The organism is Zhihengliuella sp. ISTPL4 (assembly GCF_002848265.1).
Classification (GTDB): Bacteria; Actinomycetota; Actinomycetes; order Actinomycetales; family Microbacteriaceae; genus Microbacterium.
On sequence record NZ_CP025422.1, the window covers coordinates 471,492 to 497,569 of the forward strand.

Genomic DNA, 26,078 nt, shown 5'->3' on the forward strand with positions numbered 1-26,078 from the left:
CACGTCAGGATGACCGAGGGCCCCGTCGCGCACCGCGCGGCGGGGCCTCGTCGTTCGAGCAGCGTGCGGGTGACGCCGCTGCTGTGGTTTCATGACGGGATGATGGCGATCTCCGGCGCCCGCGCCCGCCCCGGGCGAGTGACGCTCGTGCTGGCGGCGATCCTGCTTCTCGGCGGCTGTGCTCCGGCGCCGGCCGACGTCGCCGCCGGAGAGCCGACGCCGACTGTGACTCCCACCGTCGCCTGCCCGCAGGTGGACGGCGCCGAGCTTCCGCCGGAGTGTGCGCCGTACGACCCGGAACACGCGATGGAACAGAACGACCGGCATCGTGAGCGGATGGACACGTCGGCCGAGGCGCGGGCCGCCGCCGAGCAGCCGGCGGCGGACCTCCGCGTGCGTCTCGAAGCGCTGCGCACGGAGGGCATGATCTCCGTGATCGCCGTCGAGGACGCCTTGCGCGAGGTCGGCCTCGTCCATCACGTCGCCCGGGGAGATGCGCGCGCGGTGGCGTTCGGGGCCGACGGTCCCGCGGGCGGCTGCGTCTTCGGGGAACTGCGTCCCGACGAGGTCCGCGTCGAGGTCGGGGGATACATCATGGACGGCGGCTGCCTCCCCGCGGAATGACGCCGGAGACACCGTCGTCCGCCGGACCCGCCGAACGACTCGTCGCCAATGCGGCCCGGTGTCGTATGCAGCGGTTAGGCTCGAAGAACGATCCTGATCCCCCCGAGGAGGACGCGCATGGCCCGCATCGGTGAAAGCGCTGACCTGTTCAAGTGCTCTTTCTGCGGAAAGAGCCAGAAGCAGGTGCAGCAGCTCATCGCCGGACCCGGCGTGTACATCTGCGACGAGTGCGTCGAGCTCTGCAACGAGATCATCGAAGAGCGCATGGCGGAGTCGTCTGCCGAGGGTGTCGCCGAGTTCGAGCTGCCGAAGCCCCGCGAGATCTTCACGTTCCTCGAGGAGTACGTCGTCGGACAGGAGCCCGCGAAGCGTGCGCTGTCCGTCGCCGTCTACAACCACTACAAGCGCGTGCGCGCTCACGGCACCCTGCAGCCTGCTGAGCAGAAGGCCGACGAGGTCGAGATCGCCAAGAGCAACATCCTGCTCATCGGACCCACGGGCTGCGGCAAGACCTACCTGGCGCAGACGCTCGCCAAGCGCCTCAACGTGCCGTTCGCCGTTGCTGACGCGACCGCGCTGACGGAGGCCGGCTATGTCGGCGAAGACGTCGAGAACATCCTCCTCAAGCTCATCCAGGCCGCCGACTACGACGTGAAGCGCGCCGAGCAGGGAATCATCTACATCGACGAGGTCGACAAGATCGCCCGCAAGGCCGAAAACCCGTCGATCACCCGCGACGTGTCGGGCGAGGGCGTGCAGCAGGCGCTGCTGAAGATCATCGAGGGCACGGTCGCCTCGGTGCCGCCGCAGGGCGGACGCAAGCACCCGCACCAGGAGTTCCTGCAGATCGACACCTCGAACGTGCTCTTCATCGTGGCCGGCGCCTTCGCCGGGCTGGAGGACATCGTCTCGGCGCGCGTCGGCAAGCACGGCGTCGGCTTCGGCGCTCCGCTTCACGACAAGGGCAAGGACCTCGACCTGTTCAGCGAGGTGCTCCCGGAAGACCTCCACAAGTTCGGGCTCATCCCGGAGTTCATCGGTCGCCTGCCCGTCGTCACGAACGTGTCGCCCCTCGACCAGGCTGCGCTCATCGACATCCTCACGGGTCCGCGCAATGCGCTCGTGAAGCAGTACCAGCGCATGTTCGAGCTCGACGGCGTCCAGCTCGAGTTCGAGGAGGACGCGCTGCGATCGATCGCGGATCTCGCCGTCGAGCGCAAGACCGGTGCCCGTGGACTCCGTGCCATCCTGGAGGACGTGCTCGGCCCGGTGATGTTCGAGATCCCCTCTGCCGAGGACGTCGCGAAGGTGATCATCACCCGTGCCGCCGTCGACGAGGGCGCCGCGCCCACCATCGTGATGGAGCGCAAGCGCAAGAGCGCCTGAACGTCGCGCGTCGGCGAGGCTCAGACGCGCCTACTCACGCCACGGGCATGAGCAGGTCCGTGCGCAGCTCGTCCGGGTCGACTCCGGGGTCCGAGACGTAGATCTCGATCCACACACCGCGGGGGTGCAGCCCTGCCTCCGCGGCGCGAGCGACCAGCCCGGCCCACCCGTCGCCCAGGCCGTCGTAGGAGCCGAGAACCGTGCTCGCGACGGCCTGCCCGCTCGGCAGGGTCGACGCCACGATGGCCGTCCCGTCGCCGGTGGCGATCGGGTCGGACGGCGGTGTCTGGACGGGGAAGCCGAGTTCCAGGTCGAACTCGCCCATGGGATCGCCATGGTAGATCGCGAGTGCCGGACCGGTGGGAATCAGCGTGCCCGCGGCGAAGGCGGCGCCGATCGCCGCGTATCCCGAGTCGAAAGCGTCGCTGAGGTCGGCGAGGCGGATGCCCTCGTGTCGGATGACGGCGAGGGGAACGGGGTCCAGCTCCAGGCTGTCCACCGGGCCGAACGGAGCGTCAGGGAATGCGTCCATGGGCTCAGGGTCTCACGACTCAGGAGTCCAGTCCACGGCGTTTCAGGAGCGGCTCGATCTCCGCGTCCCGCCCGCGGAAGTGGCGGTAGGCGGCCAGGGGGTCCTTCGAACCGCCGACCCCGAGCAGGCGATCGCGGAAGCGGTCCCCGTTCTCCCTGCTGAGCCCGCCGTTCTCGCGAAACCACTCCACCGTATCGGCGTCGAGCACCTCGCTCCAGATGTACGAGTAGTACCCGGCGCTGTAGCCCCCGGAGAAGACGTGGGCGAAGTAGGTGGAGGAGTATCGGGTCGGAACGGCGGGGTCGTCGAGCCCGATGTCGGCCAGCGCTGCCGCCTCGAAGTCGGCGACATCGTCCACAGCGTTTTCGGCGGAGAGCCGGTGCCACGCCTGATCCAGCCACGCCGCCGCCAGATACTCGCTGGTCGCGTGCCCCTGATCGAACGTCGCGGTCGCCCGCAGTCTCTCCACGATGGCGGGATCGAGCGGCGCGCCGGTCTCGTGGTGCCGGGCGTAGTGGTCGAGGACCTCCGGCCAGAGGATCCACATCTCGTTCACCTGGCTGGGGAACTCGACGAAGTCGCGGAACACGTTGGTCCCGGCGAAGTGCGGGTAGGTCACCGTGGCGAACAGGCCGTGCAGGGCGTGCCCGAACTCATGGAACAGCGTCGTCACCTCGTCGAGCGTCAGCAGCGTGGGCTCGCCGTCCCCGGGCTGCGGGACGTTGAGGTTGTTGACCACGACCGGGGTGCTGCCGCGCAGGCGGGACTGGCTGACGATCGCGTTCATCCAGGCGCCGCCGCGCTTGGAGTCACGGGTGTAGAGGTCGAGCACATAGAGCCCGAGCGGGGAGGCATCGGCGTTGCGTACCTCGAAGACCCGGGCCTGCGGATGATAGGCCGCGAGGTCACGGCGCTCGTGGAAGGTCACCCCGTACAGGCGGGTCGCCGCGAAAAACACGCCGTCCTGGAGCACGCGCTCCGCCTCGAACCAGGGGCGCAGGGCGGCGGTGTCGATGTCGTAGCGGGAGGTGCGCACGCGCTCGGTGTAGAACGCCCAGTCGTGGGCCTCGACGGCGAAGGGCTCGGACTCCGTCTCGTCGACGATCGCCTGGAGCGCGTCCCGTTCGGCGCGAGCGTTCCGGGCGGATGGCGCCGCCAACCGGCGCAGCATCCGTTCGACGGCCTCGGGGGAGCCCGCCGTCTCGTCGGCGGTGACGTACGCGGCATGCGACGGGTACCCGAGGAGGCGCGCACGCTCGGCGCGGAGGCGCACGATCTCGCGCAGCACCGGGCGGTTGTCGTTGTTGTTGTCGCGCGAGCCCCGCGCGCGGGACGCCGCCATGATCCGACGGCGGGATTCCCGCACAGCGAGGCGGGCGAGCGCGGGGTGGCCGGTGAACAGCGGCAGGGTGAGGAGGTAGCGTCCGTCGAGCCCGCGGTCACCCGCGGCGCGCGCGGCAGCGGAGAGCTCGCCCGAGCTCAGACCCTCCAGCTCGGCCGCGGAGTCGAACACCACGGCGAGGTCGTTCGTGTCGCTCAGCAGGTTCCGCTCGAACGTGTTCGTGAGCACGGACAGCTTCTGGTTCAGAGTCGTGAGCTGCGCCTTCGCCTCGTCGTCGAGCCCGGCCCCGGCGTGCGTCATCTCGCGGTGGTAGCGCTCTACGAGGTAGCGCTGCTCAGGGTCGAGATCGAGGGCGTTGCGCTGCTCGTACACGTGGGCCACGCGCGCGTAGAGCGCCGCATCGAGCGTGATCGCGTCCTGGTGAGCGGCCATGAGCGGCGCGAGCTCCTCGTCGATCGCCTGGATCTCCGGCGTGGCATCGGCGGAGCTCACCGTGTAGAACGCGTGCGCCACCCGGTCGAGCAGCTCGCCGGACCTCTCCAGCGCCTCGAGGGTGTTCTCGAACGTCGGCATCGACCGCACGCGGGTGATGTTCGCCACTTCGGTGAGCTGCTCCGCGAACCCGGCGCGGAAGGCGGGGAGGTAGTGCTCCGGGCGGATGGCCCGATAGTCCGGGAGTCCGAAGGGAAGGGTCGACGGCTGCAGCAGCGGGTTCGTGGCGTCGCTCATCCTCCGAGCCTAGCCACCGCCGTCTCCGGAACGCTCCGCGCTCAGACGGGTCATCACCTCTCGCAGGGCATCGAGGACGACGCGCACGGCGCGGCGCCGCAGGTTCTCCGGCCGTGCGAGGACATCGACCATGCGGTGCGTGCTCACGCCTCGGAGGGGGATGCGCACGATGTCCCGATCGTCGACGCTGCGCGAGGTGAACCGGGGGAGCATCCCGAGGACGCCTCCGGCTGCGACCACCGCCGACACCGCGCCGTAGTCGTTGATGCGGTGACGGACCTCGACCGGGCGACGGGCGACGGCGGCGACGGCACGCAGCACGTCGTCGGGGGAGTAGCCCACGCGGCTCGTCACCCACTGCTCGTCGGCGACCTCGTCCGGCGAGAGCGTGCGGCGATCGGCGAGCGGGTGCTTGGCGGAGACCGCGACATCCAGGGGCTCGCGCACGAGACCGACCGCGCGGATGCCCTCGGTCGGCCACGGCGCGGAGTGCTCCATCCGATGGGCGAGGACGAGGTCGTACCGCGCGGTGAGCCCCGGGAACTCGCTCTGCGCGACGTCTTCGTCCGTGAGGCGCACGGTCGGGGCGTGCTCCTTCCCGGACAGCTCACGGACGAGCGGGCCGAAGAGCGCCTGACCGACGCTGTGGAAGCCGCTGATGCTCACCTCTCCCGTCGCCGCGCCCTCGAAGTCGTCCAGCGCGTGGCGCGCCGCGGCCATCGCGTCGATGGCCTCGGCCCCGGCCGCCGCGAGGATCTCGCCGGCGGACGTCAGCTCGAGCGTGCGGCCCTGCCGGCGGGTGAGCGGCGCCGGGAAGGAGCGCTGCAGCGCGGCGAGTTGCTGCGAGACGGCGGACGGGGTGACCCGGAGAGCCTCGGCGACGGCGGTGACGCTTCCCAGGGCTCCGAGTTCGCGGAGGATCTGGAGCTGATGGAGTTCCATGCGGAAAGTTTAGTGCCAGCTATACAGACAGTACAGAACCTGCCGATTGTTCTACACCGTGCGATGCGATGGGATCGGAGCATGAGAGCTCTGTTCAAGGAGGAACCCGGCGCCGGCCTGGCACTCGTGGAGCGTCCCGACCCCGTCGCGGGTCCCGGCGAGGTCGTCATCCGCGTGCTCCGCACCGGCATCTGCGGAACCGATCTGCACATCCGGCGATGGGACGACTGGGCGGCCTCCGCGATCTCCGCGCCCCTCATCCCGGGACATGAGTTCTACGGGGAAGTCGTCGAGGTCGGACCGCTCGTCCACGACATCGCCGTCGGCGACCGGGTGTCCGGCGAGGGACACATCGTCTGCGGCACCTGCCGGAACTGCCGTGCCGGACGGCGGCAGATGTGCATCCGCACGATCGGACTCGGGCTGCAGCGCGACGGCGCCTTCGCCGAGTACCTCTCGCTTCCGGCGACGAACGTGTGGGTCCACCACGCCGAGGTCACCCCGGAGCTCGGTGCGATCTTCGACCCGCTCGGCAACGCCGTGCACACCGCCCTGCGCTTCCCGCTCGTCGGCGAGGACGTGCTCGTCACCGGGTGCGGCCCGATCGGCCTGATGGCGATCGCCGTCGCCCGGCATGCCGGCGCCCGCTTCATCGTCGGGACCGACGTGAGTGCGCCGCGCCTGGAGATGGCGCGGGGGATGGGCGCCGACGAGGTCGTCGACGTCTCCCGCCAGGAGATCCGCGACGCGCAGCGGGCGCTCGGCATGCGCGAGGGGTTCGACATCGGCTTCGAGATGAGCGGCGCGGCATCGGCGCTCCCGGCGATGATCGACAACATGAACCACGGCGGACGCATCGCCATGCTCGGGCTGCCGTCGGCCGGGTTCGACATCGACTGGGGCAAGCTCGTCACGCACATGCTCACGATCACCGGCATCTACGGCCGTGAGATGTTCGAGACCTGGAACGCCATGGGGGCGATGCTGCAGACGAGTGCGACGTTACGCGACGCGATCAGCCGGGTGATCGCCGAGGTCGTGCCGGCGCGCGACTGGGAGCGCGGATTCGCGGCGGCGGAGTCCGCCGGCACGGGCAAGATCATCCTCGACTGGACGGAGCTGTGATGTACGCGACCTTCAAGGACCATGTGGCGCAGGAGCTGGCGGGAATCGAGGAGGCGGGGCTCACCAAGCACGAGCGCGGCATCCGCGGACCGCAGCGGGCGGAGATCACGGCCGACGGCGCCGAGGTGCTCAACTTCTGCGCCAACAACTACCTGGGGCTGGCCGACGACCCCCGCATCCTGAGCGCCGCGCGGACGGCCCTGGACGAGTGGGGGTACGGGCTCGCGAGCGTCCGCTTCATCTGCGGCACGCAGGAGCAGCACCTCGAACTGGAGCGTCGGCTCGCGGACTTCCTCGGCACCGATGACGCGATCCTCTACTCCTCCTGCTTCGACGCGAACGGCGGTGTCTTCGAGACGCTGTTCTCCGCGGAGGACGCGATCATCTCGGACGAGTTGAACCACGCGTCCATCATCGACGGGATCCGGCTGTCGAAGGCGCGCCGGCTCCGCTACCGCAATCGCGACATGGCGGACCTGGAGGAGCAGCTGCGGGCGGCGTCCGACGCCCGGTTCCGCGTGATCGTGACCGACGGTGTCTTCTCGATGGACGGCTACATCGCCCCGCTGGCCGAGATCTGCGACCTCGCTGAGCGGTACGACGCCCTCGTCTTCGTGGACGACTCGCACGCGGTCGGCTTCGTCGGCGAGAACGGGCGCGGAACGCCGGAGCTGTGCGGCGTCGCGGATCGCGTGGACATCTACACCGGCACGTTCGGCAAGGCGCTGGGCGGGGCCTCCGGCGGGTACGTCGCCTCCCACGCGGAGATCGTCGCGCTGTTGCGCGAGCGTTCCCGTCCCTACCTGTTCTCGAACACCCTCGCTCCAACGATCGTGGCCGGGACGCTGACCGCCCTCGATCTGATCGAGGGGTCGGCGGACCTGCGGGCGCGACTGGGCGACAATGCGGTCCTGTTCCGTGCCCGGATGACGGAGGAGGGCTTCGACCTGCTTCCGGGTGAGCACCCGATCGTTCCCGTCATGTTCGGCGATGCCGCTCTGACGGCCCGGATCGCCGCGGCGATGCAGGAGCAGGGCGTGTACGTGACCGCGTTCAGCTTTCCTGTCGTGCCGCGGGGGAAGGCGCGCATCCGCGTGCAGCTCTCCGCCGCGCACACCGCCGAGCAGGTCGAGCGTTGCGTCGCGGCCTTCGTCGCGGCGCGGGAGACCGTGAGCTGACATGGTGCAAAGAAACGCTTGCAAAGAAGTATTTGCAAGCGTATCTTTGCATGCATGACGAACGAGACGCAGATCCGGACACTGGATGCGGGGGCGCTGAAAGCGCTGGCGCATCCGCTGCGGGTCAAGATCTTCGATCTGCTCGCCTCCAGGGGCCCGCAGACCGCCAGCTCCCTGGCGGCTCTCGTGGGGGAGACCTCGGGGTCGACCAGCTATCACCTCCGCGCCCTTGCCGCGCACGACCTCATCCGCGAAGTGGAAGGCCGGGGTACGGCACGGGAGCGATGGTGGGAGCGCCCGAGGGGCCGGATCGACGTGCCGGGGCCGGACGAGCAGATGTCTCCGGCCAACCGTGCCGCGGCGCAGATCGTGACCTCGGAGTTCTTCCGGCTCCGGCACGAGACGCTCATGCGGTATCTCAACCGCCCGGAGTCCGAGGTGCCTGAGGGCTGGCGCGACGTCGGCGTGACGATCACCACGCACCTCGACATGACCGCGGAGCAGGCGATGTCGCTGCGGGCCGAGCTGGAGGCGGTCGTGGAAAGGGCCATCGAGCAGTACCGCGGTCAGGAGGGCCCCGATGTCCGGCGCGTGTCGCTGCGCGCCGAGCTGTTCGACCTGCCGACGCCGGGCGAGACGGCGGAGGCATCATGACCGCCGCGACCCTTCACCTCGTCAGCCCCACGCGTACGGAGCGCGGACTGCTGCGCCTCGCCGACCGGGTCACCGCCGTGGTCGAGCATCGGATCGAGCGTCGCGCACAGCGGCGGACCCTTGCCCTCGCCCTCCTCCGCGAACAGCAGGCCCGCCGCCACGACCCGCGCGCCGTGGATCATCTCCTCGCGCAGCTCGGAGCCCCGCGCCGCTGAGTCGAGACCCCGGCTCCACGACGAGACCCCCTCGTATCCGGGCGGATGCGAGGGGGTCTCGGCGACGAAGCGGGGTCTCGGCGATCAGAAGGGGCGGGCGATGACCTCGCCGGAGGGGGTCTGGAGGAGCTCCCAGCCGGCGTCGAGCTCCGCGATCGCACGGCCCTCGAGCCAGGTGAGCGTCCAGTGGCCGGTGAGGCCTCGGGACTCGACCTCGGCGATCGCGGGACGCAGCGCTTCGGGAACCGATGCGGGCGGCTGCGCCCCCGTGGCCCAGCGCGTACCGAGCTGCATCAGGAGGCCTCGACCGGGGCGAGCTCGATCGCGGTGATCGCGAACTCCTCCGCCTCGGAGATCTCGAGCTCGGCGATGCGGCCGACCGCGCGGAGGTCGTCCGCCGCGGCGCGCAGGGCCTCGACCTTCGTGGCGGGAGCGGCGATGGCGGCGCGGGACACCGGGGTCTTCTGCGACGCCTTCGCCTCGGTCTTCGCGCGCCGGATGCCGATGAGCGCCTCGCTCGCGGCGGCCAGCACGGCCGGGTCGCCCTCGATGCCGAGCTTCTCGGGCCACGCGGCGGTGTGCACGGAGCCCTCCTCGAACCACGACCAGGCCTCCTCCGTGGCGAAGGAGAGCACCGGCGCGAGCAGACGGAGCAGCGTGGACAGCGCCAGACGCAGCGCGAGGGCGGCCGAGGCCTGGCCGACGTCGTTCTGGTTGTAGGCGCGCTCCTTCACGAGCTCCAGGTAGTCGTCGCAGAACGTCCAGAAGAACGCCTCGGTCAGCTCGAGCGCCCTGGCGGCGTCATACCGGTCGAAGGCCGCGGTCGCCTCGGCCACCACGCCATCGAGTGCCGTGAGCATCGAGGCGTCGAGCGCGTGCGTCACCTGAGCACCTGCGGGCACCGGGAACGACAGCACGAACTTGGCGGCGTTGAGCACCTTGATCGCGAGACGCCGGCCGATCTTCACCTGGGTCGGGTTCTGCGGGTCGAAGGCCGCGTCCATGCCGAGGCGGCTCGACGCTGCCCAGTAGCGCACCGCGTCCGACCCGTGGGCGTCGAGCACGTCGGCCGGGGTGACCACGTTGCCCTTCGACTTCGACATCTTCTTGCGGTCGGGGTCGACGATGAAGCCGGAGATGGCGGCGTTCTTCCACGGGGCGCGGCCGTCCTCCAGCGTGGAGCGCAGCATGGTCGAGAAGAGCCAGGTGCGGATGATGTCCTGTCCCTGCGGGCGCAGGTCGAACGGAGCGGTGAGCTGCCACAGCTCCTCGTCGCGCTGCCAGCCGCCCGCGAGCTGCGGGGTCAGCGACGAGGTCGCCCACGTGTCGAGGATGTCGGCCTCGGCGTCGAACCCGCCCGGCACGCCGCGCTGGGCCTCGGTGTAGCCGGCCGGCACATCCGTGGTCGGGTCGATGGGCAGCGCGGCCGCATCCGGGGTGAGCACGCGGTCGTAGTCGCGCTCGCCGTTCTCGTCCAGCGCGTACCAGAGCGGGATCGGCACGCCGAAGAACCGCTGCCGGGACACGAGCCAGTCGCCGGTGAGGCCGCCGACCCAGTTCTCGTAGCGGACCCGCATGAAGTCGGGGTGCCAGGCCAGCTCAGTACCGTGCGCGAGGAGCTGATCGCGCAGCTCGCCGTCGCGGGCACCGTTGCGGATGTACCACTGCCGGGTCGAGACGATCTCGAGCGGACGGTCGCCCTTCTCGAAGAACTTCACGGCGTGCTGGAAGGGCTTGCCGACGGCCGTCATGTCGCCGGTCTCCTGCAGCTTCTCCACGATCGCCTTGCGGGCGCTGAAGACGGTCTTGCCCGCCACGTTCTCCGCGTACCAGGCGCGCGCGTCGGCGTCAGCGACGATCGACGGGGCCTCGGCGAGGAAGCGGCCGTCGAGGCCGATCGTCGTCATGTTCGGCAGGGACTCGCCGGCAGCGGTGCGCAGCTCGCGCCACCAGATGATGTCGGTCACATCGCCGAAGGTGCAGACCATGGCCGCGCCCGTGCCCTTGTCGGGCTGGGCGAGGTGGTGGCCGTGGATCTCGATCTCGGCGCCGAAGTACGGCGTGCGGACCTTGGTGCCGATGAGGTGCTTGTGCGGCCCCTCGGGGTGGGTGACGATCGCGATGCACGCGGGGAGGAGCTCCGGACGCGTGGTGTCGATCGCGATGGAGCCGGAGCCGTCCGCGAACGGGAACTCGATCGTGTGGTACGCCGCCTGCTGGTCGCGGTCCTCGAGTTCGGCCTGCGCGATCGCGGAGCGGAAGTCGATGTCCCACAGCGTCGGTGCCAGGGCCTGATAGGCCTCGCCGCGCTCGATGTTGCGGAGGAAGGCGAGCTGGCTCTGCCGGATCGTGTCGTCGGAGATGGTGCGGTAGGTCTGCGTCCAGTCGACGCTCAACCCGAGCTGACGGAACAGCGCCTCGAACTGCTTCTCGTCCTCGATCGTGAGGCGCTCGCACAGCTCGATGAAGTTGCGACGGCTGATCGGCTGCTGGTCCGCGGCGCGGCTCGACTTGTTGTCGCCGCCTTCGAACGGCGGGGTGAAGTCGGCGTCGTAGGGGAGGGACGGGTCGCAGCGCACGCCGTAGTAGTTCTGCACGCGGCGCTCCGTGGGCAGGCCGTTGTCATCCCAGCCCATCGGGTAGAACACGGTCTTGCCGCGCATGCGCTCGTATCGCGCCTTGACGTCGGTGTGGGTGTAGGAGAACACGTGACCGATGTGGAGGCTGCCCGAAGCCGTGGGCGGCGGGGTGTCGATCGAGTAGACGCCGTCGCGGCCGAGCTCGGCGGCGCGCAGACGATCGAACAGGTACGTGCCCTGCTCCGCCCACGCGGCGTCCCACTTCGCTTCGAGACCTTCGAGTGCGGGCTTGTCGGGAATGGCGGACATGGAGGTCTCCTCGAGCGATGTATGCGGCACTGTGTGAGCGTGCCTGAGTGTGGGTGGTGCCGCCCAGTCTACCGAGCGCACGGGCGGGGCGCTCGACCCGGGGGAGGGTCCGGCGCGGCGCTGCCGTCGGCCCCTCCGACGCTGGAAGGATCGGAGCATGACACCGCCGTCGTCCTCGTCCTCCCGTCCCCGTCTCGCCGACCTCGGCGTGCCGTCCGGAGCCTTCTCGCGCGGCGCGGAGAACGCGATCACCGACGTCCCCGGTGTGCGGGTGGGGCACGCCACGCTGCACGGCGACGGTCTGCACACGGGCGTGACGGCGATCGTCCCCGATGCCCTCACCGCAGAGCGCCGCAGCCTTCCCGCGAACCTCTCCGTGGGCAACGGCTTCGGCAAACTCGTCGGCGCCACACAGCTCCGGGAGCTCGGGGCGCTGGAGACGCCGATCCTGCTGACCTCGACGCTGTCCGTGTTCCGCGTCGCGGATGCGCTGCTCGGGCACCTGCTGGCGACGCCGGCGCACGCACGGACGACCACGTTGAACCCGGTGGTGGGCGAGACGAACGACGGATTCCTCTCCGACATCCGTCGCCGAGCCGTAGGAGAGGCGCAGGTGACGGAGGCACTGGCTGCGGCCGCTCCGGGTGCAGTTGCGGAGGGAGGCGTGGGCGCCGGAGCCGGGACCGTCGCCCTCGGGTACAAGGGCGGCATCGGCACGGCCTCGCGTCTGGTCGAGGTCGCGGGGAGTGCGTACACCGTCGGCGCTCTCGTGCAGACGAACTTCAGCGGCACCCTGCGGATCGCCGGGGTCCCGCTGCCCGCCGAGGAGCTGCTCGCCGAAGTTCCGGCACAACCCGTCGGTAACTCGTGCATGATCGTCGTCGCGACGGACGCCCCCGTCGACGGGCGGCAGCTCGGCCGCGTGGCCAACCGTGCCGTGTTCGCGATGCGCGGTGTCGGTGCGGACTATGCGCAGGGCAGTGGCGACTACGCCATCGCCTTCTCGGTGCACGAGGAGCGCCGTCCGGTGGCGGATGACGACCTCTCGCCGCTCTTCGCCGCGACGATGGACGCGGTCGAGGAGGCGCTGATCAACTCGGTGCTCGCCGCGGAGACCACGGCGGGCCCGGAGGGGCGGACGGCGCACGCGGTGCCGATCGATCGGGTGCACGAGCGTCTGGCTCGTGCCGGAGCCGTCTGACCCGCGTTCACAACTCAGGAGAAGCCGGGCCGGTGGCGCCGCAGGCGCGGCGCGTCGCCCCGACCGCCATCGGGTGTCCTGAGTTGTGAACCGTGGTCAGCCGGCGAGCGCGGCGTGGATACCCTCGCCGATGCGGCGCATGGCGGCCAGCACCGGTCCGCGTCCGTCGGCGCCCCGGTCCCAGTTCGCCAAGACGGCGTAGGCGATCCGGCGGGTGGGGGACATGACGATTCCGGTGTCGGCCCGGACGCGGGAGATCGTGCCGGTCTTGTTCAGCAGCCAGATGCCGCGGTCGAAGCCCCAGTGCGCGAGCGGGTCGAGGTCGAAGGCCGAGGCGACCATGGACAGGTCCATGCCGGCGCCCAGCCAGCGGCGCAGCGTGTCGGCCGAGGCGGGGGAGAGGTCTGTCCCGTCGGCCAGTCGCGACATGAAGCGCACGAGCTCCGCAGCGTTCGCGTGCGACAGCGTCTTCGGGGCGCCGGGCGGGATCGGCCACCGCACGATGTCGTCGAGCGCCGAGGCGGTGTAGCCCAGGGCGCGGGTGTGCTCCTGCACGGTCGGGATGCCGATGACGCGGCCCAGCGTGTTGGTCGCGGCGTTGTCGCTCACCGCACCGATGAGCGCGGCCACGTCGTACAGCGACAGCTCGGACGCCTGCAGCAGGTACCAGAGCCCGGAGTCCTCGATGGCCTCGACCGGCCGTCGGGTCACGCGCTCGTCGAGAGTCCGCGTGCCGGCGTCCACCTCGGCGAGGAGGCGGTGCAGGAGGAAGATCTTGCCGACGCTCGCCGTGTCCTGCACCGCCTCCGGGTCATGACGCAGCAGCACCTCGCCGGAGTCGATGTCCTGGACGAGGATCGACCACACCGTGCCGTTCTCGTCGGGGAGGTCCACGTCGATCGCGCTCATGCGTCCTCCTCGTCTCGTGCGCGTCCGGTGACGTGCGCGCGGATGAGCTCACCCACGGCGCGCATGCCGTCGAGCACGGGCGCGCGGAGATCGGCCGCAGAGTCCTTCCAGTTCGCCGCCACCGCATACGCGACGGCGGCCCTCGGGCCCCGCAGCAGCCCGACGTCGACGCGGGCGAAGCTCACGCTGCCGGTCTTGTGGCGCAGCACCATGCCCTGATATTCGGTCTCGACGTGGGCGAGAGGATCGAGGAGGAAGGCGTCGGCGGTCATCGACGTGTCGGTGTCGGCGGCGAGCCAGTCCAGCACCCGTGCGCTCACCGCGGGGGAGAACGCCTCGCCGGCCCCGAGCCGGCGCATCACGTCGGACAGTTCGGCCGCGGTGCCGAACGACGGCGTCCATGGTAGGTCGGGTGTGCGCTCGTTGCGGATGTAGTCGTGCAGGGCGGTGTCGCGGTATCCGAGTTCCGGAGCGACGGCCCGCACCTCCTCCAGACCACAGAGGTGGATCAGGGCGTTCGTGGCGAGGTTGTCACTCACCGCCCCGACGAGGAGCGCCGCATCGTGGACCGTGATGCGCTGGTCGTGCATGCGGTACAGGAGCCCGGAGTCCTCGACGCGGTGCTCGTCCGGGATCTCGATCCGGTCGTCCTCGGCGAGCGTGCCCGCCTCCAGCCGTCGAGCGACCTCGAGGAGCAGGAAGATCTTGCCGATGCTCGCGGTCTCGCACTGCGTGTGCGGCTCCTGCTCGGCGAGGGTCTCCCCGGTGTCGGCGTCGACGAGCCGGATCGACCAGGTGACGCGGGGGGCGAGGGGCGGAAGAGCGATCATGGCCGTCCCACCGTGAGGCGGGGCTCGGCGCCGGTCGCGTCGAGCACCCCGTCGACGCCCAGGGGGATGGTCAGGGCGTGCGGGTCGTGTCCGAAGCCCTGCTCCCACAGCACGGGGACGCCGGCATCCTGGAACTCGTCCCGCATGAGCGCGTGGACGAGGTCGAGGTCGCCGCACTCGTGCCAGGAGCCGAGCACGACACCCGTGGCCTGTGCGAGGCGGCCCGCCCGCCGCAGCTGGGTAACGAAGCTGTCCAGGCGGTACGGCTCCTCGGTGATGTCCTCCAGGAACAGGATGCCGGGGGAGGGGACGTCCGCCTCCGGGGCGCCGAGTCCAGCCGCCAGCAGGCTGAGGTTGCCGCCGGTGAAGCGCCCCTCGGCGCGGCCCGGCGTCATGATCTCCGTCTTCGGGCCGATGAGCTCCCGTCCGCGCCAGGGTTCGAAGAGCCAGCGCTGCACGTCGTCGCGCACCTGCTCCGAATCGCGGAAGACGTTGTTGCCCGCCATGGGGCAGAAGAGCGTCGCGACGTCGAGGTGCGCGCGCCACGTCTCGTGCAGCGCGGTCACGTCGGACGAGCCCGTGAGCAGCTTCGGTCGTCCGTCCTTGCGCAGCGCCCCGCGGCGCATGTCGGCCCAGTCGATGCGGTCGAGGAGGCGCAGGGCGCCGTAGCCGCCGCGTGCCGCGACGACGGCGTCCACGTCCGGATCGAGCCAGGCGTCGACGAGGTCGGCGCGGCGGAGGTCGTCCGGCCCCGCGAGGTACGACGCGCGCGGGTGCGGCGTGAGGACGTGCGCGCCCACGCGGACCTTCAGACCCCACGACTCGTAGTAGCCGACGGCGCGCTGGGTGTTCTCCTCGTTGCCGGGACCGGACGGCGAGACGATCGCCACCGTGTCGCCGGGTTGCAGGGGAGCCGTGTCGAGATACGGCGACACCGCCGCCTCCGTCAGGGCGCTCATGCCGTCTTCTCCTCGATGCGCGGCGCCGCGGACAGCAGGTGCCGGGTGTACTCGTGCTGCGGGTTCAGCAGCACCTCTTCGGTGGGTCCGTGCTCGACGATCTGTCCGTGGTACATCACCGCGACCGTGTGGGCGATGTTCCAGGCCAGGCCGAGGTCGTGCGTGATCACGAGGGCGGAGAGCCCGAGGCGGCGACGCAGCTCCAGCAGGAGTCCGAGGATCTCTCCGCGCACGGACGCGTCGAGCGAGGCGACGGGTTCGTCGGCGATGAGCATCTGCGGCTGCACGGCGAGCGCACCCGCGATGACGACACGCTGCCGCTGCCCGCCGCTGAGCTCCTGCGGGATCGCGCCGAAGTACCGCTCCGGCGGGGTGAGTTCCGCGTCCGCGAGGCTCTGCGCCACGCGTTCGCGCTCGTCGCCGGGGAAGCGCTGCACACGCAGCCCCTCGGCCACGGACTCGTACACGCTGTGCTTCGGGTTCAGCGCGGCCCACGGGTCCTGCAGCACGAGCTGCACCTGCGAGCGGAACCGCGCGAGGTCGCGTCCTTTCGACGGGATCGGTGCGCCGTCGAAGAGGATCTGCGACCCTGAGTCGGCGGGCTGGAGTCCCATGAGCGCGCGGGCGAGGGTCGACTTGCCGGAGCCGGACTGGCCGACGAGAGCGACGATCTCGCCCTTGCGCACGGAGAGGTCGACGTCGCGGACCGCATGCACGGGGCGCCCGCCGGAGCGGTAGGTGACGTTGACGCCGCGGGCCTCCAGCAGCACCTCGTCGCCGTGGGTGATCTCCGGCACGTCGTCCGCGCCACGGCCGTGCCGGGTCACCGGGGCCATCCGCGAGGCCGGGTCGCCGATCGTGGGGAAGGCGTCGGCGAGCTGACGCGTGTACGCCTCCTGCGGGGTGGTGCAGACCGCGTAGCTCTCGCCGACCTCGACGAGCTCCCCGTCGCGCATGATGGCGATCCGGTCGCACGCCGTGGCGAGCACCGACAGGTCGTGGCTGATCATGAGCATCGAGATGCCGCGCTCCGCCACCAGACGCGAGATCATGTCGAGGATCTGCTTCTGCACGATCACGTCGAGCGCGGTGGTCGGCTCGTCCGCGATGATGACCTCGGGATCGCAGGCGAGGGCCATCGCGATCATGACGCGCTGCTTCTGGCCGCCGGAGAGCTCGTGCGGGTACGACTCGCTCTTCTGCTGCGGCAGGTCGACGATGTCGAGCAGCTCCCGCACCCGCTCCTTGCGCGCCTTCTCGCCCTTCCATCGGTCGGAGGCGTGCAGCTCCAGCGCCTCCATGAGCTGCCACCCGACCGTGCGGACCGGGTTGAGCGAGTGCATCGCACCCTGGAACACGATGGACGTCTGCGCCCAGCGCACGGCGCGCAGCTGCCCGAAGGACAACGTGGCGACGTCCTGGTCGCCCAGCAGCACGCGGCCGCTGAGCCGGGCGTTGCGCGGCAGGAGCCGCAGGACGCTCATGGCGAGCGTGGACTTCCCGGACCCGGACTCGCCGGCGATGCCGAGGGTCTGCCCCGCGGGGAGGGTGAGCGAGACGTGGCGCACGGCCGCCACCTCGTCTCGCCCGGACCGCCCGGAGGTGCGGTACCTGATGGAGACGTCGTCGAAGATCAGGTCGGGCATCTCAGCGGCTCCTCAGCGTCGGGTTGGTGATGTTCTCGACGGCACGGCCCATCAGGGTGAACGACAGCACGACGAGAACGATGGCGATGCCGGGCACGAGCACGTACCACCAGTAGCCGCTGGTCGCCGCGGAGACGTCCATCGCGTTCTTCAGGATCGAGCCCCAGGACTGCAGGGTGGTGTCGCCGAGGCCGAGGAACGCCAGGGTGGACTCGGAGATGATCGCCGAGCCGACCGTGAGCGTCGTGTTGGCGAGCACGAGCGGGAGCACCCCGGGGAGGAGGTGCTTCATGATGATGTGCCAGTGCCCGGCGCCGAGAGCCCGAGAGCGCTCGATGTAGTCGCGCGATTCGACGGACAGGGTCTGCGCGCGGACGACGCGGGCGGTACCGGCCCAGGAGGTCAGGCCGATCGCGATGATGATCGTCCAGACGCCGCGGCTCAGCACCGACGACAGCACGATCGCGAGGATCAGCGACGGCAGCACGAGGAAGAAGTCGATGATGCGCATCATCAGCCCGCCGAAGAAGCCGGTGAAGTGGCCCGCCGAGAGGCCGACGAGGGTGCCGATGATCATCGACATCGCCGTGGCGGCGAGGCCGACGAGCAGGGACACCCGGGCGCCCCACACCATGCGGACCCAGATCTCGCGACCCTGATGGTCGGTGCCGAGGGGATGCTCCCAGGACGGTGGGGCGAAGCGCTGCACGTCGACGAGCTTCGTGACGTCGAGCATGCTGGCGGGGGCGATCACGGGGGCGAAGATCGCGATGAGCGCCACGATCACGAGGAAGACGAGACCCACCATGCCCGCCCGGTGTTGGGCGAACTGCCGGCAGAAGTCGACGAAGGCGGTGCCGCGGCGGTGCCACGCCAGGGCACGGGGCGAACGGATGGTCGGGGATGCCGTGGTCATGCGCGCCTCACCCTCGGGTCGAGCTGCCGGTAGATGAGGTCCGCGATGAGGTTCATCGCGATGATGATCGTGGAGAACACCACGAAGGTGCCCTGCAGGAGCGGGAGGTCGGGGCCGGAGATGGCCTCGAAGGTGAGCTTCCCGAGCCCGGGCCAGGAGAACACCGTCTCCACCGTGACGGCCCCGGCGATGAGACCGCCGATGTGCATGAAGACGAGGGTGACGGTGGGCAGGAGCGCGTTGGGGACGGCGTGCCGACGGCGGACGAGGTCTTCCCGGAGGCCCTTGGCCCGAGCAGTGGTGAGGTAGTCGGCGCCCATCTCCTCGAGGAGTGAGCTGCGCATCACCATGAGGTACTGCGCGTACACGACCGCGACCATCGTGATCACCGGGAGCACCATGTGCGAGATCACGTCCAGGACCGCGCCGACCGGATCGGTGGGCGGGTTGGGGGAGACCATGCCTCCCGTCGGGAACCAGTGCAGCGTGCCGCCGAAGATCATCAGGAGCAGCAGGGCCAGCCAGAAGGTCGGCACCGACCAGAACACGAGCGATGTGCCGGAGACGATGCGGTCGAAGGTGGAGCCGTGCTTCCAGGCCGCCTTCTGTCCGAGCCAGAGGCCGAGGGCGATCGCGATGATCGCCGCCGTGCCGGTGAGGAGGATCGTGTTCCAGAAGTACTGGCCGATGAGCTCGGACACCGACGTGCGGTAGACGTAGCTCGTGCCGAAGTTCAGCGTGAAGACGTTGCCGAGGTAGTCGACGAACTGCTGCCACAGGGGCTTGTTCAGACCGAGCTGCTCGCGCAGCTGGTCGGCCTGCTCGGCGCTCATCCCGCGCTCCCGGGCGATCGAGGCGACCGGATCGCCCGGCAGGATCTTGAAGGCGAAGAATCCGAGGAGGATCACCATCGCCAGGCTGATGGCCGCGCCGCCGAGCTTGACCAGGAAGTAGCGGAGGGCGCCGACGCCCTTCGGCTGCTCCTCGGCCGCGGCGCTCGTCGCGATGGCGGAGGTGGACGGGGGAACCGCGTTGGACATGGGGGTCTCCTTACAGCGGACCGGGAGACGCCGCGGGGGCGGAAGCCCGCCACCCGCGGCGTCTCGCCGGACTCATTCGACGTCGGCGATGTTGCGGCGACGGATCAGGAAGAAGATGAGCCCTCCGATGAGGACCACCCCCACCACGACGCCTCCGATGAGGAGTCCGGTGTTCGTGCCGGTGCCGCCGGCGGTCGCCCCCTCGACGGGCTCGACGGTCAGGTAGCCCCAGTAGCCGGCCTGGTTGGCGATGATGCCGCCGTCCTTCGGCTGCAGCGTGAAGCCCGTGAAGCGGTCCGAGCGGTAGGCCTCCAGCGAGTTGGCGTACCAGGTGGCGACCTGGGCGGTGTCGGTGTAGTTCAGCGCGAGCATGTCGTGCACGATCTCCTGGCGCTTCTCCGCGTCGATCTCGGAGCGCTGCGCGGCGTACATCTCGTCGAACTCCGGGTTGCAGTACCCGTCCTGCGTGGTGCCGCCGGTGCCGTCGGTCGCGGTCGGCAGGTTCATGCAGGTGTTGATGCCCAGCTGGTAGTCGGGGTCGGGGTTGACCGACCAGCCGCTGAAGTACAGGTCGTAGTCGCCGGAGGTGGCCTTCGCGCTGATCGTGTCGGAGTCGGTGGACTCGACCGTGATCTCGATGCCGATGTCCTTCATCCACGGGACGAAGAAGTCGGAGATGGACTGCTCGTTCGCGTCGTCCGCGTCCGTCAGCAGGCGCAGGCTCAGGCGCTGGCCGTCCTTCTCGCGGATGCCGTCCGCGCCGGGGACCCAGCCCGCCTCGTCGAGCTTCGCCTGCGCGGCCTCGGGGTCGAAGCCCACGATCACGTCGTCGTCGTCCGACAGGTGCCACTTCGGGAAGGACGCCGGGATGAAGCTCGTCGCGAGCGTGCCCTCGCCGTCCAGGACCTTGTCGAGGAGGGTGGCCGTGTCGGTGCCGAGACGGATGGCCTGGCGCACCTCGAGCTCCTTCAGCGCGGCGTTGCCGGTGCCGTAGGGCACATTGTCGCGGGTCTGCTGACCGACGTTGATGCTGATCGAGTGGTAGCGGCGGCCCTCACCGGAGTGCGTGGTGATGCCGTCGACGCCCTCGAGTGCCGAGAACTGGGTGGGGGTGAGGCCCGTGACGAGGTCGACGTCGCCCGCCTTGAGCGCCTGCACCTGGGCGTCCGAGTTCGTGTAGTACACGTACTGGATCGCGTCGATCTTGGGGGCGCCCCGCCAGAAGTTCTCGTTCGCCTTCAGCACGATGGACTGGTTGGCCGAGTAGCTGTCGAGGACGAACGGGCCGGAGCCGACCACGTCGGCGTCGTTGGTGAAGGTCGTCGGGTCGTCGACCTCCTCCCAGATGTGCTTCGGGACGATCGGGATCTCCGAGCCGGGGTTCGGGGCCTGCGGGGTCTTCAGGGTGATCACGACGGTCTTGTCGTCCGGGGTCTCGACGCTGTCGAAGTTGGAGACGAGGTTGCCGTTGGCGGTGCCGAGCGCGGGCACCGTCATCATCTGGTCGTACGTGTACTTCACATCGGCCGAGGTGATCGGCTCACCGTCCGACCAGACGAGGTCGTCCTGGAGGGTGAAGGTCCACGTCTGACCACCGTCGGTCGCCTCCCAGCTGTCGGCGAGGCCCTTCGTGGGCGAGCCGTCCTCGGCGTCGTTCTGCACGAGCGACTCGTAGACGTACCGGATGATGTTCGTCGGCGTCAGGTAGATCGAGATGAACGGGTTGAACGTGTCCACGAACCCGGAGGTGGCGATCCGGAGCGTCGTGTCGGAGGCCGGGGATTCGGTGGCGGCGCTGACGGACTGCGCCTGAGCGGCACCGACCGGAGCGGCGAGGAGGAGCGCGGAGGCGATCGCGGCGGCGGTCAGACTTCGCACGGTTCTGGAGCGGGGGGCAAGACGCATGGAAGGTCCCTTCGGGCGCCGCCCGGATCCACAGTGAAGCCGGGTCGGTGCTGACCATGCAAGCGGAAGACGGCCCTGTGGTCAAGACATTCGATGCGTATCGCGGAAGAAAAATCGCGCGGATCAGAAAGATCACCGGCCGTCGAGCGGCTGTAACACGGCGGAAATACGCGGATGCCAGGATGCGCGCATCGGAATGACGGGAGCGAAGGATGACTACTCGACGCGGACATCCGGAACGTATCTCGGGTCGGTTCGGGTCGGGCACGCGAACCGGAATCGTATCGTCACTCCGCCGGGACGGTGAGCACGGCACGCAGGAGCGCGATGCGTTCGTGCAGGGAGGAGCGCAGGAAGTGCTCGTCCAGCGCATGCGCACCGCCGCCCCGGGGGCCGAAGCCGTCGACGGTCGGCAGACCCTTTCCGCCGAGGAGGTTCGTGTCGCCCGCGCCGGCCGCGGGGCGGCCGTCGACGTGCTGGCCGAGTGCGGCGCCGGCCGCGGCGATCCGGGCGAGGAGGTCGGTGTCCTCCGCCGAGGCCTGCCAGGCGGGCCGGGCGCTCAGCACGGCGACCTCGAGGCGGGCGCCGGGGCGCACCGGCGCCAGTTCCTGGAGGGCGGTGAGGACGCGCTGCTCGCTGTCCGGGTCTCGGAAGCGGAGGCCGATCTCGGCCGCCGCGTGCGCCGGCACCACGTTGGTCCTCGCGCCGCCGTCGATGACGCCGACGTTGCACAGCACCGGACTCGGAAGCTCCGGGTCGGCCACGATCGCTCGGGCCAGGAGGAGCTGGTCCACGAGCTCGTCGATCGCCGAGACGCCGTGCTCGGGATCGAGTGCGGCGTGGGCCGCGCGGCCGGTGACGGCGATGCGCACCCGGGCACTGCCGCGGCGGCCGACCTTGAGGGCGCCGTCGGGATGCGGGGACTCGAATCCGATGGCGCAGGACGCGCCCCTGGCCCGTTCCGCGAGCAGGGGGCCCGAGACGGGGGAGCCGATCTCCTCGTCCGCGACGAGCACGATCCGCACGGCGCGCCGCTGTTCGAGCGGCACGGACTGCAGGTGCCGCAGGGCCTCGAGCATCACCACGATGCCGGCCTTCATGTCGTAGGCACCGGGGCCGCGCACGACATCCCCGTCCTCGGTCCACGGCAGGTCGTCCGCCAGGGTGCCGACCGGCCAGACGGTATCGGTGTGGCCGATGAGGAGAACCGGGTCTCCGGTACCGGGGACGTCGATGACGAGATCGGTCCCGAGCTCGTGCGGGATCCGCTGGACGCTGCCGCCGACGCCGGCGAACCAGGCGGACAGCAGGTCGGCGATGCGGGCGCTCGCCTCCGTGTCGCGGCTCGGCGTCTCGATCAGCACGAGTTCGCGCACGAGTGCGATGATGTCGTCGGAAGGATGGTCCCCGTCGCGCACTGCCGAGAGAGTCGTCACGGTTACGAACCGTATCTTGCCCCTTGATCGCCCCGCAACCCGCCGATAGCATCGCTCAAAGCAGCAGGACTCCTCAATCTTAGGAAACGTATCGTGCCTCATTCTTCGGTGGCCGCCGGTGTTGCCCACGGCTGCCGCGAACTCACCCGGTACACCGAGTTCCGTGAGGCCGCCGCGCTGTACGCCCGCGTCTTCGCATACACGGAGAACGAGTACGCCCTCAACGCCAACCTGCTCACCGCCCTCGCCCGCAACGGCGGTTCCGCGGTCGGCGCCTTCGCCGACGACGGAGAGCTGATCGGGTTCGCGTACGGGTTCGCCGGCTGTGACACCACCGGCGCGTCCTTCCACTACTCGCAGGCGGCCGCCGTCGATGCCGCGCACCAGGGACGCGGCGTCGGCCAGGCGCTCAAGCTCGCGCAGCGTGCCGTGGCCCTGCGCTGGGGGCAGCGGACGATGCGGTGGACGTTCGATCCGCTGCTGTCACGCAACGCGCACTTCAACCTGAGCTCTCTCGGGGCCGTCGGCATCGCCTACGAGCGCGACTACTACGCCCGTCCCGATACCGACCGTCTGGTGGTCTCCTGGGACCTGGACGTCGCCGATCGCCCGGCCCGTCGGTCGCTTCCCGTCCCGCCCGTGCTCGGGCCGGACGACTGGGGGCGAGCCGTGGCGGCGGACGGCGGCACCTGGATCGCGATCCCGACGCGACCCGGCGCCCTCGACGCCGAGGAGCGCGCGGTGCTGCGGCGGGATCTGGAGCGGACGATGACCGCGGCATTCCGCCGCGGGGACCTCCTCGTAGGGGCCGCGCGCCTCGACGACGACACGGCGGTCTACCGCGCGACACCTCGGGAGGGCACGGCATGAACGACCACGACCACGACCAGGAGGATCGCGACCTCGTCTCTCCGCGAGACCGCTACGGCGAGCGCATCCGCACCAACCTCTCCGCCGAGAGCATTCAGGCGCGGATCATCGAGACCGAGCAGCGCACCCTCGCCCAGACCTTCGAGGAGCTCAGCCGCTCGGCCCAGGTGCCGCAGGCCGCCGCGCTGCTGCTCGGCGCCCGACGACGGTACGTGGCCGGCGAGGGCAAGGCGGCGGCGTACGCGCAGCTCCTCAACGCGGATCTCTCGGCGACGCTGTCGAACGTCTTCCTCGTCGACGGGCACGCGCTGCAGCCGCTCACCGTGCTCACCGACGTCCGGGCCAGCGACGTCCTCATCGCGTTCTCCCTGCGGCGCTACCGGGAGGAGACCGTGCGGCTCGGGCGGCTCTTCCACGAGGCGGGCGGTCAGCTCGTCGTCATCACCGACAGCGAGGATGCCCCGCTCGCATCCATCGCGACCTCGCTCATCCGGGTGCGCACGGGATCGGCGTCGTACGCCGACTCGCCGACCCCGGTCGCGGCGGTGTGCCACCTGCTGAGCGCGCTCACCACGGCGAGCGCGAAGGGAGCGCGACGGCGGCTCGCCGAACGCGACCGGCTGGTGGCGCGCCTGGGTCTCTACGGCCCCGAGACCGCGCGGGCCCGCCCGGAGGAGGACGCGTGAGGGTCGTCCGCGTCCGGCTGTTCGCCCTGCGCCAGCCGCTGCGTCACAGCTTCGAGACGAGCTCGCACCGCAAGTCCGGCATCGAGCATGTGCTCGTCGAGGTCACCGATGCCGACGGCCAGACGGGGTGGGGGGAGATCGCGTCGCCGTCCGATCCGTTCTACGGAGCGGAGACCACGGTCACCGCGTGGGAGATCGTGACCCGCTACCTGGTGCCCGCGCTGCTCCGCGCCGAGGGGGAGGAGCCGGCGGAGCTGGAGGCGTCGTGGGCGCGGGTCCGCGGGCACGAGTTCGCGAAGGCCGGGTTCTCCGGCGCGGTGTGGGACCTGGCCTCCCGGCGGCGGGGGATCGCGCTCGCCGCGGCCCTCGGCGGGACGCGCGACGAGGTCGTCGCGGGGGTGTCGTTGGGCATCGAGCCGTCGATCGACGAGCTGCTGGCCCAGGTGGAGCTGCAGCGCGCCGCCGGCTACCCCCGCGTCAAGCTCAAGATCGCTCCGGGCTGGGATGTGGAGCCGGTGCGTGCGGTGCGCGGCGCCTACCCCGACCTCGACCTTCACGTGGACGCGAACGGCGCGTATGCCGACGACGAGCGGGCGGCCGCGGTGTTCGCACGCCTGGATCGCGAGGCGCTCACCATGATCGAGCAGCCCTTCGCGCCGCGGGATCTCGTGGCCCACGCTGATCTGCAGGCGCGGCTCGACACGGACGTGTGCCTGGACGAGTCGGTCGTCGACCTCGGCGACCTGCGGACCATGATCCGGCTGGGGGCGGGGCGGGTCCTCAACATCAAGGTGTCGCGGATGGGCGGGCTCACCGTCGCCCGCGCGGCGCACGACGTGGCGCGGGACGCGGGCATCCCCGTGTGGTGCGGCGGGATGCACGAGTTCGGCGTCGGGCGGGCTGCGAACGTCGCGCTGTCCTCGCTCCCCGGTTTCCTGCTGCCGTCGGATGTGTCGGGATCGGACAAGTACTACGAGTCGGACATCATCGCGCCTCCGGTGACCGCCGTCGCCGGTCGCGTCACGGTCCCCACCGGACCGGGGATCGGACACGAGGTGCTCGCCGAGCGCATCGCCCGTGACGCGTCCCGCGTCTTCGACTCCTCCGCGGCCGAGGCCCCTGAGGCCGTCCTGACCGCGGGCTGACCGGCCCCCGAACCCTGCGAGAGCGGAATCCCATGCGCGCACTGCTGCTGTACCGGCTCGATCTCGCCGCCGAGGCGGCGGAGGACGGGATCCATGCCGTCGATCCGCGGGAGCCGATCATCCGGGCGACCGACCTCGGCGTCGCCCGCGGCGACGGCGTGTTCGAGACCGCCGTGGTGCGCGGAGGAAGGCCGCAGGCCCTGGAGGCGCATCTCGTGCGGCTGGAGCGGTCCGCGCAGCTCCTGGGGCTGCCCGCGCCGGGCCGCGAGCGGTGGGCACGGGCGGTGCTCCGCGCGGCCGCCGAGGTCTCCCGCCCCGGAGTGCTGCGGGACGGGGAGATCGCCTCGATCAAGTTCGCGATGACCCGCGGAGACGAGATCGACCCGGCCGGGCCGACGGGGTGGGTGCTCGGCTTCGCGGGCGAGGACCCGGAGGTCGTCCGCGCGCGCGGCGTCTCGGCGGTGGTCCTCGACCGCGGGTACCGGCACGACGTCATGGAGACGGCGCCCTGGCTGCTGCAGGGAGCGAAGTCCCTCGCCTACGCCGTGAACCAGGCGGCCCTGCGGGAGGCGCGGAGCAGGGGCGCGGACGACGTCCTCTTCGTCAGCGCCGACGGGTTCGTCCTCGAAGGGCCGCGGTCGACGCTGATCGCGCGGCTCGACGGCGCGCTGGTCACGCCACCGCCCGAGTACGGGGTGCTCCCCGGGACGACCCAGGCCGACGTCTTCGCGGGACTCGCCGAGGTGCCCTCCCGCGTCGGTCCGATGGTGCGGGACGATCTGGAGCGGGCGGACGCCCTCTGGCTCTGCTCCAGCACCCGCGGTGCGGTGCCCGTGCGGGAGCTGGACGGCGTCGCGCGCGCCGTGGACTCGGCGCTCACCGCGCGGATGAACGCGGTGCTGGATGGACGAGAGGACTGA

General features: G+C 70.6%; 24 protein-coding genes. 11 read left to right on the forward strand and 13 right to left on the reverse strand.

What is annotated here, in order from left to right; all coding sequences use genetic code 11:
* The first annotated feature begins 9 nt into the window (after window positions 1–9).
* Complete coding sequence (locus CYL12_RS02290) at window positions 10–624, forward strand: hypothetical protein (RefSeq protein ID WP_101845160.1); 615 nt, start codon at window positions 10–12, stop codon at window positions 622–624.
* Between the two features lie 117 nt (window positions 625–741).
* Window positions 742–2,010: an ATP-dependent Clp protease ATP-binding subunit ClpX gene (gene clpX / locus CYL12_RS02295; RefSeq protein ID WP_101845162.1), complete on the forward strand. Its 1,269-nt coding sequence runs from the start codon at window positions 742–744 to the stop codon at window positions 2,008–2,010.
* 34 nt (window positions 2,011–2,044) lie between these two features.
* Here the strand turns inward: clpX and CYL12_RS02300 are convergent, their stop codons facing one another.
* From CYL12_RS02300 to CYL12_RS02310, 3 genes are read right to left on the reverse strand one after another with little or no spacing between them, the layout of a single operon-like run.
* Window positions 2,045–2,542 carry a GyrI-like domain-containing protein gene (locus CYL12_RS02300; protein WP_101845165.1) on the reverse strand — a complete coding sequence of 166 codons (498 nt, stop codon included), beginning with the start codon at window positions 2,540–2,542 and terminating at the stop codon, window positions 2,045–2,047.
* A 19-nt stretch (window positions 2,543–2,561) separates the two neighbouring features.
* Entirely contained in the window at window positions 2,562–4,613 is a 2,052-nt protein-coding gene (locus CYL12_RS02305) for a M3 family metallopeptidase (protein WP_101845167.1), read from the reverse strand.
* A 9-nt stretch (window positions 4,614–4,622) separates the two neighbouring features.
* The gene (locus tag CYL12_RS02310; protein WP_101845169.1) at window positions 4,623–5,555 is read right to left on the reverse strand and encodes a LysR family transcriptional regulator; all 933 of its coding nucleotides are present in this window, start codon (window positions 5,553–5,555) and stop codon (window positions 4,623–4,625) included.
* Between the two features lie 81 nt (window positions 5,556–5,636).
* On the opposite strand from CYL12_RS02310, the gene tdh reads away from it, so the two are divergent.
* Genes tdh through CYL12_RS02330 form a run of 4 tightly spaced genes read left to right on the forward strand, consistent with a single transcriptional unit; the run spans window position 5,637 to window position 8,727 of the window.
* Window positions 5,637–6,680 (forward strand): L-threonine 3-dehydrogenase, encoded by a 1,044-nt coding sequence (gene tdh / locus CYL12_RS02315; protein WP_101845171.1) that lies wholly within the window; start codon window positions 5,637–5,639, stop codon window positions 6,678–6,680.
* Window positions 6,680–7,858, forward strand: a complete 1,179-nt coding sequence (locus CYL12_RS02320) for a glycine C-acetyltransferase (protein WP_101845172.1) — start codon at window positions 6,680–6,682, stop codon at window positions 7,856–7,858. The genes tdh and CYL12_RS02320 overlap by 1 nt, the downstream gene beginning before the upstream one ends.
* 54 nt (window positions 7,859–7,912) lie before the next feature.
* Entirely contained in the window at window positions 7,913–8,512 is a 600-nt protein-coding gene (locus tag CYL12_RS02325; protein WP_101845174.1) for an ArsR/SmtB family transcription factor, read from the forward strand.
* Complete coding sequence (locus tag CYL12_RS02330; RefSeq protein ID WP_101845176.1) at window positions 8,509–8,727, forward strand: hypothetical protein; 219 nt, start codon at window positions 8,509–8,511, stop codon at window positions 8,725–8,727. The genes CYL12_RS02325 and CYL12_RS02330 overlap by 4 nt, the downstream gene beginning before the upstream one ends.
* An 84-nt stretch (window positions 8,728–8,811) precedes the next feature.
* On the opposite strand, the gene CYL12_RS02335 is transcribed toward CYL12_RS02330, so the two are convergent.
* Entirely contained in the window at window positions 8,812–9,021 is a 210-nt protein-coding gene (locus CYL12_RS02335) for a hypothetical protein (RefSeq protein ID WP_101845178.1), read from the reverse strand.
* Window positions 9,021–11,615, reverse strand: a complete 2,595-nt coding sequence (gene valS, locus CYL12_RS02340; RefSeq protein ID WP_101845180.1) for a valine--tRNA ligase — start codon at window positions 11,613–11,615, stop codon at window positions 9,021–9,023. Before valS ends, CYL12_RS02335 begins: the two co-directional genes overlap by 1 nt.
* A 157-nt stretch (window positions 11,616–11,772) precedes the next feature.
* Here valS and CYL12_RS02345 point away from each other — a divergent pair, with 157 nt between their 5' ends.
* Window positions 11,773–12,816: a P1 family peptidase gene (locus CYL12_RS02345; protein ID WP_101845182.1), complete on the forward strand. Its 1,044-nt coding sequence runs from the start codon at window positions 11,773–11,775 to the stop codon at window positions 12,814–12,816.
* Between the two features lie 96 nt (window positions 12,817–12,912).
* On the opposite strand, the gene CYL12_RS02350 is transcribed toward CYL12_RS02345, so the two are convergent.
* The 8 genes from CYL12_RS02350 to CYL12_RS02385 form a co-directional block, all read right to left on the reverse strand.
* On the reverse strand, window positions 12,913–13,725 hold the full coding sequence (locus tag CYL12_RS02350; protein ID WP_101845184.1) for a serine hydrolase: 813 nt from the start codon (window positions 13,723–13,725) through the stop codon (window positions 12,913–12,915).
* Window positions 13,722–14,555, reverse strand: coding sequence for a serine hydrolase (locus tag CYL12_RS02355; RefSeq protein ID WP_101845186.1), 834 nt, complete (start codon window positions 14,553–14,555; stop codon window positions 13,722–13,724). Before CYL12_RS02355 ends, CYL12_RS02350 begins: the two co-directional genes overlap by 4 nt.
* Window positions 14,552–15,514: a S66 peptidase family protein gene (locus CYL12_RS02360; protein ID WP_101845188.1), complete on the reverse strand. Its 963-nt coding sequence runs from the start codon at window positions 15,512–15,514 to the stop codon at window positions 14,552–14,554. Before CYL12_RS02360 ends, CYL12_RS02355 begins: the two co-directional genes overlap by 4 nt.
* Window positions 15,511–17,160 (reverse strand): ATP-binding cassette domain-containing protein, encoded by a 1,650-nt coding sequence (locus CYL12_RS02365; RefSeq protein ID WP_101845191.1) that lies wholly within the window; start codon window positions 17,158–17,160, stop codon window positions 15,511–15,513. The genes CYL12_RS02360 and CYL12_RS02365 overlap by 4 nt, the downstream gene beginning before the upstream one ends.
* 1 nt (window position 17,161) lies before the next feature.
* Window positions 17,162–18,076: an ABC transporter permease gene (locus CYL12_RS02370; protein WP_082758500.1), complete on the reverse strand. Its 915-nt coding sequence runs from the start codon at window positions 18,074–18,076 to the stop codon at window positions 17,162–17,164.
* Entirely contained in the window at window positions 18,073–19,116 is a 1,044-nt protein-coding gene (locus CYL12_RS02375; RefSeq protein WP_101845193.1) for an ABC transporter permease, read from the reverse strand. The genes CYL12_RS02370 and CYL12_RS02375 overlap by 4 nt, the downstream gene beginning before the upstream one ends.
* Before the next feature lie 72 nt (window positions 19,117–19,188).
* Entirely contained in the window at window positions 19,189–20,994 is a 1,806-nt protein-coding gene (locus CYL12_RS02380) for an ABC transporter substrate-binding protein (protein WP_233486816.1), read from the reverse strand.
* Window positions 20,995–21,308: 314 nt separating this feature from the next.
* Complete coding sequence (locus CYL12_RS02385) at window positions 21,309–22,457, reverse strand: M20/M25/M40 family metallo-hydrolase (RefSeq protein ID WP_101845197.1); 1,149 nt, start codon at window positions 22,455–22,457, stop codon at window positions 21,309–21,311.
* A 93-nt stretch (window positions 22,458–22,550) separates the two neighbouring features.
* Between CYL12_RS02385 and CYL12_RS17065 the strand changes: the two genes are divergently transcribed.
* The 4 genes from CYL12_RS17065 to CYL12_RS02405 are packed head-to-tail and all read left to right on the forward strand — an operon-like array spanning window position 22,551 to window position 26,078.
* Complete coding sequence (locus CYL12_RS17065) at window positions 22,551–23,327, forward strand: GNAT family N-acetyltransferase (protein ID WP_158297071.1); 777 nt, start codon at window positions 22,551–22,553, stop codon at window positions 23,325–23,327.
* A complete protein-coding gene (locus CYL12_RS02395; RefSeq protein WP_025104992.1) occupies window positions 23,324–24,013 on the forward strand; it encodes a MurR/RpiR family transcriptional regulator in 690 nt (229 codons plus the stop codon). The genes CYL12_RS17065 and CYL12_RS02395 overlap by 4 nt, the downstream gene beginning before the upstream one ends.
* Window positions 24,010–25,158 (forward strand): o-succinylbenzoate synthase, encoded by a 1,149-nt coding sequence (gene menC / locus CYL12_RS02400; RefSeq protein ID WP_101845202.1) that lies wholly within the window; start codon window positions 24,010–24,012, stop codon window positions 25,156–25,158. Before CYL12_RS02395 ends, menC begins: the two co-directional genes overlap by 4 nt.
* Window positions 25,159–25,190: 32 nt before the next feature.
* Window positions 25,191–26,078 carry an aminotransferase class IV gene (locus CYL12_RS02405; protein ID WP_101845204.1) on the forward strand — a complete coding sequence of 296 codons (888 nt, stop codon included), beginning with the start codon at window positions 25,191–25,193 and terminating at the stop codon, window positions 26,076–26,078.

Coding starts and splice junctions, on each gene's coding strand:
- CYL12_RS02290 (WP_101845160.1), top strand. CDS start 10: ATGACCGAGGGCCCCGTCGCGCACCGCGCGGCGGGGCCTCGTCGTTCG.
- clpX (WP_101845162.1), top strand. CDS start 742: ATGGCCCGCATCGGTGAAAGCGCTGACCTGTTCAAGTGCTCTTTCTGC.
- CYL12_RS02300 (WP_101845165.1), bottom strand. CDS start 2,542: ATGGACGCATTCCCTGACGCTCCGTTCGGCCCGGTGGACAGCCTGGAG.
- CYL12_RS02305 (WP_101845167.1), bottom strand. CDS start 4,613: ATGAGCGACGCCACGAACCCGCTGCTGCAGCCGTCGACCCTTCCCTTC.
- CYL12_RS02310 (WP_101845169.1), bottom strand. CDS start 5,555: ATGGAACTCCATCAGCTCCAGATCCTCCGCGAACTCGGAGCCCTGGGA.
- tdh (WP_101845171.1), top strand. CDS start 5,637: ATGAGAGCTCTGTTCAAGGAGGAACCCGGCGCCGGCCTGGCACTCGTG.
- CYL12_RS02320 (WP_101845172.1), top strand. CDS start 6,680: ATGTACGCGACCTTCAAGGACCATGTGGCGCAGGAGCTGGCGGGAATC.
- CYL12_RS02325 (WP_101845174.1), top strand. CDS start 7,913: ATGACGAACGAGACGCAGATCCGGACACTGGATGCGGGGGCGCTGAAA.
- CYL12_RS02330 (WP_101845176.1), top strand. CDS start 8,509: ATGACCGCCGCGACCCTTCACCTCGTCAGCCCCACGCGTACGGAGCGC.
- CYL12_RS02335 (WP_101845178.1), bottom strand. CDS start 9,021: ATGCAGCTCGGTACGCGCTGGGCCACGGGGGCGCAGCCGCCCGCATCG.
- valS (WP_101845180.1), bottom strand. CDS start 11,615: ATGTCCGCCATTCCCGACAAGCCCGCACTCGAAGGTCTCGAAGCGAAG.
- CYL12_RS02345 (WP_101845182.1), top strand. CDS start 11,773: ATGACACCGCCGTCGTCCTCGTCCTCCCGTCCCCGTCTCGCCGACCTC.
- CYL12_RS02350 (WP_101845184.1), bottom strand. CDS start 13,725: ATGAGCGCGATCGACGTGGACCTCCCCGACGAGAACGGCACGGTGTGG.
- CYL12_RS02355 (WP_101845186.1), bottom strand. CDS start 14,555: ATGATCGCTCTTCCGCCCCTCGCCCCCCGCGTCACCTGGTCGATCCGG.
- CYL12_RS02360 (WP_101845188.1), bottom strand. CDS start 15,514: ATGAGCGCCCTGACGGAGGCGGCGGTGTCGCCGTATCTCGACACGGCT.
- CYL12_RS02365 (WP_101845191.1), bottom strand. CDS start 17,160: ATGCCCGACCTGATCTTCGACGACGTCTCCATCAGGTACCGCACCTCC.
- CYL12_RS02370 (WP_082758500.1), bottom strand. CDS start 18,076: ATGACCACGGCATCCCCGACCATCCGTTCGCCCCGTGCCCTGGCGTGG.
- CYL12_RS02375 (WP_101845193.1), bottom strand. CDS start 19,116: ATGTCCAACGCGGTTCCCCCGTCCACCTCCGCCATCGCGACGAGCGCC.
- CYL12_RS02395 (WP_025104992.1), top strand. CDS start 23,324: ATGAACGACCACGACCACGACCAGGAGGATCGCGACCTCGTCTCTCCG.
- CYL12_RS02405 (WP_101845204.1), top strand. CDS start 25,191: ATGCGCGCACTGCTGCTGTACCGGCTCGATCTCGCCGCCGAGGCGGCG.